At 52.2% G+C, this 12,059-nt stretch carries 11 protein-coding genes; all 11 read left to right on the top strand.

The genetic code is table 11. The features are described 5' to 3' along the window. The 11 genes from ACFQI7_RS14610 (at position 1) to ACFQI7_RS14560 (ending at position 12,030) form a co-directional block, all read left to right on the top strand. The gene (locus tag ACFQI7_RS14610) at positions 1–1,038 is read left to right on the top strand and encodes a sialidase family protein (RefSeq protein WP_218097652.1); all 1,038 of its coding nucleotides are present in this window, start codon (positions 1–3) and stop codon (positions 1,036–1,038) included. Beyond that, entirely contained in the window at positions 1,023–2,243 is a 1,221-nt protein-coding gene (locus ACFQI7_RS14605) for an MFS transporter (RefSeq protein ID WP_218097651.1), read from the top strand. The genes ACFQI7_RS14610 and ACFQI7_RS14605 overlap by 16 nt, the downstream gene beginning before the upstream one ends. After that, positions 2,240–2,710 (top strand): YhcH/YjgK/YiaL family protein, encoded by a 471-nt coding sequence (locus ACFQI7_RS14600; RefSeq protein ID WP_218097650.1) that lies wholly within the window; start codon positions 2,240–2,242, stop codon positions 2,708–2,710. Before ACFQI7_RS14605 ends, ACFQI7_RS14600 begins: the two co-directional genes overlap by 4 nt. A gap of 101 nt (positions 2,711–2,811) precedes the next feature. Beyond that, entirely contained in the window at positions 2,812–4,131 is a 1,320-nt protein-coding gene (locus ACFQI7_RS14595) for an ABC transporter substrate-binding protein (protein WP_218097649.1), read from the top strand. A 405-nt stretch (positions 4,132–4,536) separates the two neighbouring features. After that, on the top strand, positions 4,537–5,370 hold the full coding sequence (locus ACFQI7_RS14590; RefSeq protein ID WP_218097648.1) for a hypothetical protein: 834 nt from the start codon (positions 4,537–4,539) through the stop codon (positions 5,368–5,370). Between the two features lie 129 nt (positions 5,371–5,499). Further along, positions 5,500–6,210: a class F sortase gene (locus tag ACFQI7_RS14585; RefSeq protein WP_218097647.1), complete on the top strand. Its 711-nt coding sequence runs from the start codon at positions 5,500–5,502 to the stop codon at positions 6,208–6,210. Positions 6,211–6,404: 194 nt separating this feature from the next. Next, positions 6,405–7,106 carry a response regulator transcription factor gene (locus ACFQI7_RS14580; RefSeq protein ID WP_218097646.1) on the top strand — a complete coding sequence of 234 codons (702 nt, stop codon included), beginning with the start codon at positions 6,405–6,407 and terminating at the stop codon, positions 7,104–7,106. Continuing rightward, positions 7,103–8,098, top strand: coding sequence for a sensor histidine kinase (locus ACFQI7_RS14575; protein WP_218097645.1), 996 nt, complete (start codon positions 7,103–7,105; stop codon positions 8,096–8,098). The genes ACFQI7_RS14580 and ACFQI7_RS14575 overlap by 4 nt, the downstream gene beginning before the upstream one ends. A 176-nt stretch (positions 8,099–8,274) precedes the next feature. Continuing rightward, a complete protein-coding gene (locus tag ACFQI7_RS14570) occupies positions 8,275–9,048 on the top strand; it encodes an ABC transporter ATP-binding protein (RefSeq protein ID WP_218097644.1) in 774 nt (257 codons plus the stop codon). 12 nt (positions 9,049–9,060) lie between these two features. Beyond that, a complete protein-coding gene (locus tag ACFQI7_RS14565; protein ID WP_218097643.1) occupies positions 9,061–10,941 on the top strand; it encodes an FtsX-like permease family protein in 1,881 nt (626 codons plus the stop codon). A 237-nt stretch (positions 10,942–11,178) separates the two neighbouring features. After that, complete coding sequence (locus tag ACFQI7_RS14560) at positions 11,179–12,030, top strand: hypothetical protein (protein ID WP_218097642.1); 852 nt, start codon at positions 11,179–11,181, stop codon at positions 12,028–12,030. Positions 12,031–12,059: the final 29 nt, after the last annotated feature.

The following is a 12,059-nucleotide window of genomic DNA, read 5'->3' as shown; positions in this document are numbered from 1 at the left end:
ATGCCTATTCAAAAGTTTACCGTAAGCCGAGACGATTCCATCTACGAAGCATGGCCCGATGTCGTGCTGACCGAACAGGGCAAGCTGATTTGCGTATTTTCGGAATGCACGCATCATAAAGACCGTTCGTACACGCGGATTGTATACAAGGAAAGCGCCGACCGCGGCCGCACCTGGGGGGAGAAAATCGCCCTGACGGAAGGAACGAACGGACGGCCTTACTGGAACTGCGCGAGAATTTCCCGCCTGTCCGACAACCGGCTCGTCATTGTAGCCGACAAAATATCCGGCGACCGCGAATCGAATTCGATCAACTACATGTGGATCGGAGATGCGGAAGGCACCCGCTGGGAAGGGCCGATCGAGACGCCTGCCTACGGCATCGTCCCTGACAAATTGTGCGAGCTGCAAGACGGCCGCTGGCTGCTTTCCGCACACCAGAAAAGTCCCGAACACGGCAAGCTGGAGCAGCTGTTGTGGTATTCCGACAACCGGGGCGAAAGCTGGAACGGGCCGGTGACGGTGGCGAGCAAGGCTGAACTGAATTTATGCGAAGTAAGTATCCTGCCGCTGCCGAACGGTGCGCTCGTGGCCTTTATGCGGGAAAATTCGGGCCAAGGGTGGGACTGTTACAAATCGATCTCATATGACCGCGGCGAGAGCTGGGAAGGTCCTTACCGGATGCCGATTCCGGGCTGCCACAGACCGGTGTCGGGCCTACTGCAAAGCGGCCGCATTCTGATCACGTACCGGTTTCATCAGGGCGGTAAAGGCTGGCTCGGCGCCTGGACGCAGAACTTTTTCGGTGCGCTCACGGATGTAGGCTCGGCGCTTGCCACCGAGCGGAAGGAACAATCGACACGCATCATGCCGATCGATTTCGACCGCAGCCCCGTTTCGGATTTGGGCTATTCCGGTTGGGTGCAATTCGCTGATGGTGAAATTTATGTCGTTAACTATATTGTCGACGATGCGCCAAACGCGCAAATTCGCGGATACAGCATGCGGGAAGACGACTTTATATGGAACAACGGTTAAAGGCCGGCACGTTCTCGTTTTACACCACGATGGCCGTGATCGGGCCCTACTTTCCGCTCTATTTCCAATCGAAAGGGTACTCGAGCCTGCAGCTTGGATTGCTGTATAGCACCGGACCTTTGATGGGGATTGCGGCGACGCTGCTTATGGGAATACTGAGCTATCGGCTTCAGCTGATCAAAAAAATGATTGTCGTGATTTTGCTCGGGCAGCTGTTGTGTCTGCTGGCGCTGAACCGAATCGATTCGTTTTCCGTGCTTGTGACGGTCATGCTGGCGTTTTATTTTTGCCAAAGCCCGATCATACCGCTCAACGACAGTATGCTCCTCCACCATCTGAAGGAGCGGGGGGGCAATTACGCCAGCTATCGGGTGTGGGCCTCCATCGGGTTCGCATCCGGCGTACTGGTGTTCGGGATGCTGATTGAAAAGTACGGCTTGCCTATCGTCCCATGGCTCGGCATAGCAACCATAGGCATCTCGCTCGTTTGCGTATCGCTGCTGCAGGAGAGACGGCGCTCGGCGGCCGGACTCCGGTTCGGGCAATCCAGCGGCTCGCTTGTATCCGCACCTTTCCTGCTGTTCATGACGATGGTGCTGCTGATGTCCGTGGCCCATCGTATGAACGATGCCTTCCTATCGCTGTTCATTCAATCGGCCGGAGGCGGCCAGCAGCTCGTCGGGGTGACGATGCTGGTCGCATCGGGCTTCGAAATTCCGGTCTTTTTCCTTTTGGCCCGGTACGGCCACCGGTTCCGGCAAACGGCGCTGCTGACATTCGCCTCGGCGGTTTACACGATACGCTTTGCCGCGCTCGGATTTGTAAAGGAGCCGGCGGCCGTCATCGCGCTGCAGGCGCTGCACAGCCTCTCGTTCGGCATTTTCATCTACGCCGCAGTATCTTACATGAAGCTCATCGTTCCGGATGAGCTCCGGTCTACCGGCCAGGCGCTATTTTCCATCGTCTGGGCCGGATTCGCCGGCATTGCCGCGGGCTTGATCGGCGGGTATGCATTCGACCATTTCGGACCGCATGCCGTCTATCGGATCGCCGCCGTATTTTCCATGGCATCGCTTGTCGGCTTCTTCGCTGCGTTCGGCATTCTGAACCGTCAGCAGACAGCTATAGAGGCGGATGGCGCATTATGGTCGAAAGCTCATGTTCAACCACAGAAAAGGACCCGACAGGAGGCAAACCCATCATGATTTTCGACACCGTCAGCAGTCTAAATCGTAACAAGAGCCAGTACGGACATGCCGTGCAAAGCGCACTACAGTTTATATCTTCACTTAATGTGGAGCAGATGCCGGATACCGTGGAAATCGACGGCAAGCGGATGTATGTGATGAAGCAAACCGTGAATACGGTCAAACCATCGGAACGGCTTGCCGAAGTGCATTTGCAATATGCGGATATTCACCTTGTCGTGGAAGGGGAGGAGCTGCAAGGCTGCGCTCCTTCTTCCGGCGGCAGCGTGCCGGAACAGGATCAGCTGGAACTAAAAGATTATGCATTGTTCGCGCAAGTGGAGGATGAACAATTCATACGGCTCAAGCCGGGCTCGTTCACCATCTATTGGCCGGGAGAAGTCCATCGTCCGAACTGCAGCGAGGATGGCGAGCGCCGGGTTGTCAAGCTTGTCGTGAAAATTCACCGGGATTTGTTTATATAACCGGTGTCGTCGATTCCAATTTGAAACCGTTTACTTTTTTGTATTCGTAGCGATTAGGATCCACGAAGCTTTATTTTACAAATATACAATGGGGTGATGTCATGGTAAGGAACATTGCGATTGCCATCTCCGGGGCGTTGATTGCGGCAGCTTTGACCGGATGCGGTGCTGGCGGAAATGAAGCGGGCGGCGTTGTGAAGGAAGGCAAGCCAGGCGAGCCGGTCAATACTGCTACTCAAGGACCGGTGGAGCTGACGTTTTATTTGCAAACGACGATTGACGATGTAGACAAATACATTGTTCAGCATGTTCAGAAGAAGTTCCCGAACGTAACGCTGAAGATCGTGAAGCGAGGCAAAGGCCAGGAGTTGTCCGATCTGATCGCAGCAGGGCAAGTACCCGATATCGTGTGGGAGGGCTTATGGTATTTGACCACCACCGCTACGAAATTGGATCTTCCGCTCGATTTGGCGCCGCTCGCCAAAAAGCATCAGTTCGACTTCAATAAATACGATCCGACTATGACGGTTATGATCAAATCGTTGTCCGCCAAAGGCGAAATGTTCTTCATGCCGTATAATTCATTCGTATTCGCCACGCAGTACAACAAAGATATATTCGATAAGCTAGGTATTCCCTATTTGAAGGATAACATGACGTGGGAAGAAATGATCGACATCGGCCGCAAAATTACGCGAAACGACGGCGGTATTCAGTACAGAGGCATTCAGCAGCGGGAAGCGAACCGGACTCAACTGCAGATGGGGGTGCAATACCTGGATTCTGCTGGCAAACCGACTTTCACCAGCGATGAGCGCTGGAAGAAGATGCTGGAATCGTGGAAATCGGCGCATAACGTCCCCGGTCAGCCCAAGTTCACCGATTTTGCCAAGGGCTGGGACGATTTTGCCAAAAACAAAACGCTTGCCATTTGGCCGGATCTCCTGATGCTGCAGAACTACGATATGGTAACTGCAGAGAAGAACGGTTTGAACTGGGACGTCGTCACCTACCCGACATTCAAGGATAAACCGAATATCGGCACCGGCGTCAGTGCGGACGGATTTTTCATAACGAAAACTTCAAAGCACCCGGATCTGGCGTTCCAAATCATCAGCTACTTGTCGACCAATCCGGAGGTGCAGCTCGACGCTACGAAGAACGGCCGGATTACCGCAGTGAACGATATGGAAATCCGCAAGCACGCATTCGAGAATAACCCGGCGGCCAAAGGGAAAAATCTGAAAAATATTTTCAACATCCAGCCCGCGGCTACGCCGCTCGGACCTTACGACCGTGAAGGGTTGACCGCCGTAACGAAAATCATCAAGGACTACATTAATGAAAAGACGGATGCGAACACATTGCTCCGGCAAGCCGACGAAGAACTGGTCAAGGCGATCGAAGCGGCCAAAAAATAGCGTAAATTTCCGGATTGCATCGTTGCCCGGAAGGTAACCGAGAAGGAAGAGACGTTTCCAAGACCACCGTGTGGGAAAGGGCGTCTCTTTATACGTTTTCATAAAATGAAAAATATTAGAAAATAATCAAGAAAATATTACAAATTTAATGAAAACGCTTTATAATAGGTACGTAGTTAATTAAGACTAGGACTGCAGTAAGCGCTTTCCAGTGTTTGTACGCTGGTGCCGTTCGTATGTTTTTCCTGAGGAGCATATTTCCGGAATAACGATATGGTACGAAGAATGACTTGCGTAAGGGAAAGCGCTTAACGAGCGGTTGAGAGGGGGGCCGTGACCTTATACACAGTACATAAGTCGCAGTTCATGAGTTGGAATCCATTGTGTTGAGGAGGAGTTGTTTCCATGTCAAGCATGCTTCGTAACAAAAACGTGTATTTGAAAGCGCTAACAATTGTGGTGCTGAGCTTTGCCTTTGCTTTTTCTTCGGCGTTTGCCGCCGGAGTGCCGCCACTGGTCATCACCCAAATCGTACCGGATACGGACAACGTAGATTTGGGAGGAACGGCAGGAGACGGTTATGAGCTTGTCGAAATGTACAACGCCAGCGGTAAGGAATTCAAGACGAAAGGCTACCACATCATTTACGCTTACAACGATGACATCAGCGACGCCAAAAACCAGATTTGGTCCCTCGGGGATAAAACGATTCCAGCAGGCGGCTTTTTGTATGTATGGGTTAAACAGGAAAAAAACGGCGTTTCGTTAGCCGATTTCGCTAAATATTGGAAAATAAAAGAAGATCAAGTCGTGTCCGTTAAATCCGATGGTATGGCTAACGGCTCCCGCCGCGTGCTGTTCGTCGCGACGCCGGACAAAAAAGAAGTGAGCCGCGCCCCTTACAACGATAAGGAAGTGTCGGTGGAAGTGAATAAAAGCTTCGTCTACGGCTATAACGCCGACGGTTCGACGAAGCTCTTGGGTACCAAGCAAGAGATTGCGCTCGGCAAGCTGCGTTCCGGACAAATTGCGACTGCGGGCGCTGCAGCCCCGGCTACGGCTCCGGCAGCGGCGTCATCAACCGCCAAAGGTACGGTCCCGCAAGCGATGCCGAAGACGGGAATGGGCGGCGCAGAAGCAACCGACAACTCCGGCATGATGCTGTGGGCTGCCGGAGCATTGGCTTTGGCCGTCGCCGCTTCCGTCGTCGTTGCGCGTCGCAAAGCCGTGCAGCAGTAGCAGCATTAGTTTCGCAGCGGCAGCAGGCGCAGTTTGCCGGCTGCTGCTTTCATGCTGTGGGATGCAATAGAACCTGTGTACACGGCTGAAGCGCGGTGTACGTAGTGCCCGGTCTGAGAGGGGATGCAAGTGAACAAATGGTGGGCTCGGCTGCGGCGCGACAAGCTGGCACTATGCCTGATCGTCGCAGCGATCATATGCGTCTCCATGGCGGTAAAGGAATACGCTAATGCGAACGAAAGTAAGAGGCAGATCACCGCGTACTTGCAGAAAGACGTTGTGGTGACGCAAACGGCGGAGGAAACGGAAGAGGGAACCGAGGACGAGGAACCGAACGCTTCCGCCGCCCCTGTCACGGTTGTCGATTCGGTTTATTCGCCGCCGAAGTTCGAAGGCATCGTGCCGGCAACCATTGAAATTCCGGCCATCAAGCTGCAGCCCTCCGAAGTGATCAAAGTTGGCGTGCTGCCAGGCGGCGAGATGGGAGTGCCGGAGGACTGGCATACAGCCGGTTGGTTCGAATCGGGATATTTGCCCGGCGAACCCGGCAACGCCGTAATGTCCGGACATGTCGATAATCGGGAAGGGCTCGGCATTTTCTTTTTCCTCAAATCGCTACAGGTTGGGGATCAGGTGGTTGTGGCGGACGAAACCGGCAAGAAACTAACTTTCGCAGTGAAGAAGCTGGAAATTTATTTGCCGGAAGAGGCGCCGTTGGAACAAATCTTCGGCGAATCCACGGTGCCGCGGCTGAACCTCATTACATGCACAGGGACATTCAGTGCCAAAACGCTAAGCTACGATAAGCGGCTTGTCGTCTACACCGAGCTGGTAACGTAAGTTGGTTATGTTGATGCCGACCAAACTTCCAGGACAAATATGGCTATAATAATTGAAATAAGAAGCCGGATCCCCGATTACAGACTGTGGGATTTCGGCTTCTTTTTGTATCTAAATTGTCATCCGCTCAAATTTTCCGATATGATGGAGGGTGAAACGGATGACTATATTTCTTTTCATAAGGAGTTCTTGTTATGTTTACGATCCTTATCGTTGAAGACGATGTGAAACTGACGCAGCTGCTGCGGACGCATATCGAAAAATACGGTTACACCGCCGTCGCCGTAACGGAGTTTGACCAAGTGACCGAGGCGTTTACTCAGATTCGTCCGGATCTTGTCTTGATGGACGTAAATTTGCCGCGTTTCGACGGTTATTACTGGTGCAGGCAAATCCGCAAAGTGTCCACTTGTCCGATCCTGTTCATATCAGCCCGCGACGGGACGATGGAGCAGGTCATGGCTCTGGAAAACGGGGCTGACGACTATATCGCCAAGCCGTTCGACTACGATGTGGTGATGGCGAAAATCAAAAGCCAGCTTCGCCGCGCGTACGGGTCGTACGCTTCCGGCAAAAATGAAAGAACGGTGGAATGCGCCGGGCTTGTGCTTTATCCGGAACGGCTAACACTGACGCTGCACGGAACCACGATTGAACTCAGCCAAAAGGAATCGAAACTGATAGAAACGTTAATGGAACGAAGTTCGCGGATCGTAAGCCGCGACAGGCTTTTGGAAAAATTGTGGGACGAACAGCATTTCATCGACGATAACACGCTGAACGTTTATATTACGCGTGTGCGTAAGAAATTGGCCGAGCTCGGGATTGAAGAAGCGATCGAAACGGTGCGAGGTGCCGGATATATGCTGAAGCCGGTTTGGAGGGAGCTGACGTGAAGCTGTTTTGGCGCGAACATGTCCCGCTGGCATTTATGTACGCCGGCCAACTGTTATTGACCATAACCGTATGCCGTTTGGCCGGGTTTAAAGACTATTCCGCTTTGGCTTATATTGCGCTTCTCAGCGTGTCGTTGTTTGCTTTTTACTTGTTGTACCGTTATGGGATGCACGCCAAATTGTACCGAATGCTCGCTCGGCCGCCGAAGACGCTGGACGAATCGATTGTTCAGCTGGGTGCTGCGCCGCTGGCGGAAGCGCTTGAACAGTTGATGCAGTCGCAGTATAGGCATTACCAGAACGATATCGGACGGTATCGCAAAAAACTCGACGACCAGCTCACGTTCATTCATCAATGGGTGCATCAAATGAAAACGCCGCTCTCCGTCGTCCATTTGGCGATCCAGGAGGAGAACGATCCGGTATTCGACAGTATTCGCGAAGAACTGGACCGCATGAAGAAAGGGTTGGAGACGGTATTGTATACCGCCAGACTGGAAGCGTTCGAGCAAGATTTTGTCGTTCAACCGGTGAGGCTTCATCAATTGGTCGGTAAAGTCGTATCCGAACATAAAAACTTGTTCATTCGCAGCAGCGTTTTTCCCGAACTCCAAGTGGACGATCAGCTCATCGTCATGTCGGATGACAAATGGCTGGCGTTCGCGATCGGCCAATTGGTTACGAACGCCGTCCGTTATTCAGCCGGTCGCGGTCACCGGGTCACGTTCGGGGCTTCGATTCGCGGGAACCGAACTTGTCTGGAAGTGCGCGATTACGGCATCGGCATTCCGCAGCAGGATATCAGGAGGGTATTTGATCCTTATTTTACAGGCGAAAACGGCAGGCGATACGGCGAATCGACCGGTATGGGACTCTACTTGGTGCGGGAAATATGCGCGCGGCTCGATCACCGCGTCGAGCTGGAATCCGAGCCGGGCCAAGGAACCGCGGTGCGTATATGGATGCGTACCGCCATAAGCGCTGCGACCTGATCCATCGGTAAGTTCGCAGCGGAGCTGAAACATTGTTTCCTTACAACATTGTAAGGTTAGCTTAAGAAAAGGCGATGGGACGCGAGCCGCGGATAAGATATGATGGGAAACGTAATAACGATCCGGTATACAAATGAAACAGCAGAATACACCGGAAAGGAAGGAGAGAGACAGAGATGGGAATGCTGATTACAAAAAATTTAGGCAAAGTATATGGCGGCAACGTTTCGTACCAAGCGCTGAGCGACATTGATCTGGTCATCGAGAACGGGGAGTTTGTCGGCATAATGGGCCCGTCGGGAAGCGGCAAAACGACGCTTCTGAATCTGGTATCTACGATCGATTCGCCTACCTCCGGCGAAGTATTAATTAACAACGAAAATCCGCACACGCTATCCAGTCATAAACTGGCTTTGTTTCGCAGACGCAATCTCGGATTTGTGTTTCAAGATTTTAATTTGCTGGATACGCTCACGATCGGAGAAAATATTATTTTGCCGCTGACGCTCGACGGCGTAAGTGTAAAAGAAATGGAGGACAAGCTGAGGCGTGTAGCGGATAAGCTGGGAATTACGCCGATCTTGGGCAAACGAACCTACGAGGTTTCCGGGGGACAGCGGCAGCGTACCGCCATTGCACGGGCGATCATTCATTCGCCTTCTCTGCTTTTGGCCGACGAACCGACCGGTAATCTGGATTCCAAATCGTCTCGCGATGTAATGGAGACAATGGAATCGATCAATCAGAACGACGGAACGACAATGATGCTCGTTACCCATGACGCACTAGCCGCAAGCTATTGCCACCGGGTCGTTTTTATTAAAGACGGACGGCTGTTCAATGAAATTCATCGGGGGAACAACCGGCAGATGTTCTTCCAACAAATTATCGACGTACTCTCGCTGCTCGGCGGGAATGCCCACGAGCTTTCGCCGCTGCGTGTCAATTAGGGGGTGGACGGAATGACTTTTCGCCAGTTCGCCATTCGTAACGTAAGCCGGAACAAACGGACGTATGCGGCCTTTTTTTTGAGCAGCGCGTTTTCGGTCATGATCTTTTTCATATATGCAGCTTTCATATTTCATCCGGCCATTTCACATGCCGAATTTCATCGCGCGGCCGTGATGGCTATGACGCTTGCCGAATATATCGTATACATCTTTTCGATTTTCTTCGTATTTTATTCGGTCAGCAGCTTCCTGAAGTCGCGCAAACGGGAGTTTGGCGTACTCGTGATGCACGGGATGACGTACCATCAGCTGAGATGGATGGTATTTATCGAGAACATGATGATCGGCGTGACGGCCATCGCCGTCGGCCTTATCGTCGGCATGTTATTCGTAAAGCTGTTCATGATGACCGGGGCCAGTATGATGGGGATGGGCGAAATGCCTTTCTATATGCCGTACAAAGCCATTGCGCTCACCGGCGCCGCATTTATTGCACTGTTTCTTATCATCTCTATGTTTACCGCCGTATTTGTACGGGCAAGCAAGCCGATCGATCTGCTGAAAGGAAGCGCCAAACCGAAGCCGGAACCGAAATCGTCCATTGTTCTTTCGCTGCTCGCGGCCATGCTGCTGCTGGCAGGCTATGTGACTTCATTTCTGGTCAAAGGCGTCGCCGTTGCGGCAGCGCTGATTCCCGTGACCGTCATGGTTACTGTTGGAACATACTTTATGTTCTCCCAGCTGAGCGTTACCGTCATTCGCGCAATTCGAGGCAACCGCTACCTTTTTCTGCGCAAAACGAATGTGCTGCTGTTCTCCGACCTCGCCTACCGAATGAAAGACAACGCACGCATGTTTTTCCTGGTGACGATCGTAACGACGGTATCGATCTGCGCGATGGGGACATTCATGGGGTTCCAGGAAGCGTTCCATAAACAAATCACGAACAGCTATCCGTTTGCTTACAGTTACTTGTCTGCGGAGGGCAGCAAAGCGCTGACCCGGCAAATCGAGACGATGGAAGACGAGCTGGCTACACGGAATGTCCGTTACGACAAACTTGAAACGCGATTGCGTTCTTATGATTTGCAGGACGGGAAATCGGTGATGATGGTCCGATTGTCCGACTACAACAAGCTTGCCAAAGCGGTGAATCAGCCTTTGCAATCATTGAAGGGAAATGAAGCGGCCGCCATTTGGATTGTGAAAAATCAGCCGCTGCCGAATCGGAATTGGACGGTTAAGGGGACGGACATTACGTTCAACGTAAAATCGGTTGTCGATCAAACGGTATTCCCTCCAGTCGTCGGCGGGCCGGTGCTTGTCGTACCGGACGAGGCAATCGATACTGCTCCGGCTCCGAAGAAGAATGACGTTTATGTAGCTTATCATACCGAGGCATCCCAATCGACGGCGGAAACGGGAGAAGCGATCTCCAAACGGCTTGAATCGGCGAAAACTTCCGAATATTATTGGTTCGCCTCGTCGGCTCTGGTCATAGCGCAGGTGAAGCAAGGCTATAATTTGTTACTATTCGTCGGTCTGTTTGTCAGCTGCGTATTTTTCGTCGCCTCGGGCAGCTTCCTATACTTCCGATTATATACCGATTTGAACGATGACAAGGAAAAGTATCGATCGATCCGCAAGCTTGGTTTGACCGACAAAGAGCTTGTAAAGGTCGCTTCGACGCAAATCGCTCTATTGTTCTTCATTCCGTTCGCGGTCGCTCTGATCCACAGCTCGGTTGCGCTGTACGCTCTCCATAACATGCTGCAGTCGCCCGTTGTTCGCTCGGCTGCGACGGTGTGCAGCGTCTTTCTGGCAGCGCAATTCGTCTATTTCCTGTTCATTCGCGCCCGGTATTTGAAACATTTGAAACGCGCGGCCGGCTAAACGGTAATGTTCATAGACCGCTCTGTTCCTTACGGGGACCGGGCGGTTTTTTTGTCTACTCAGCTGCGGTGTCCAGGGAAAAAAATGGTTTTATAGTTTTTTTAGATTTCATTTAGATGCGCTTTACACCTGTTCGTTAAGATGGATTTGTAGAAAGCTTCAGGCCATACTTCATGGCGGCTATGTGAACACGATTGCTCCTGAAGCAAATCCATATATAAGGTAGGAGGAAACAGGATGAGGAAGAAATGGTGGATGATTGGCGTCGGTTTCGGGATATGCGCAATGCTGTTTGTGGCTAGCGCGTATTCGGCCAGAGCCGACGCGCCTGGATACGAGATGTACAAGACAGCGCTGAAACATACGCATGCGGCGGCGAGTTTCACGGTCAACGCCGATCTGTCGGTTACCGATAACGGTACGAAGGTAGTCGGCGCACAGGCGATCGTCAAGCAGAACCGCGATTTTGAAACCGTAAGCGTAGCGGCTGCGTTGGACAGTCAAGGCGATACGCGCTCGATGAATGTGTATCGGCAAGACGGAAAAGCGATACTGAAAAGTAGCGAAAGCGACGTATACAAAGTGTTGGAACCACACCATGCAAACTGGAAACAGGACGGACCACCCAAAGCGGTGGAACAGATCATCGACAATGTGGCAGGCCGCATGTGGGAGCATGCACAGGTGGAAGCTGCTGCCGATGGCGGGACGCAGGTAACGCTGCATCTATCCGAGAACGAGCTTCCCGCTCCGATCAAAGCGGCAGGAGCACTGATGATTGCAAAGGCCGCGGACAACGAGAAGTGGGAACATGTTCCGAAATTGACCAAGAACGCTGGCGTGCAGCAGATCCATCTTGACGCCAAGATTGGCGCGGACGGCCGGATGGAGAAGCAAACGTTGGAAATCATTGTATCCGGAACAGACGAATCGGGGAAACAGCACGTCGTCGCCATTCAGCTTCTTGCCGTTATTTCCGATGTGGATCAGACGGTTCCCGATCGGATCGACTTGACGGGCAAACCATGGGAACCCGCAAAGGCAGGCGAGTGGAACCATGGAGCGCAAGGCCCCGGCTGGCATTATTAATTCTCATTGTGCATGGAGAGGAGTTTTGT

Origin of the sequence: Paenibacillus allorhizosphaerae (assembly GCF_042659105.1) — a bacterium.
GTDB classification, from domain to species: Bacteria; Bacillota; Bacilli; order Paenibacillales; family NBRC-103111; genus Paenibacillus_G; species Paenibacillus_G allorhizosphaerae.
Note: the sequence above shows the minus strand (reverse complement) of the source record. Positions and strands in the feature narration are given on the sequence as shown.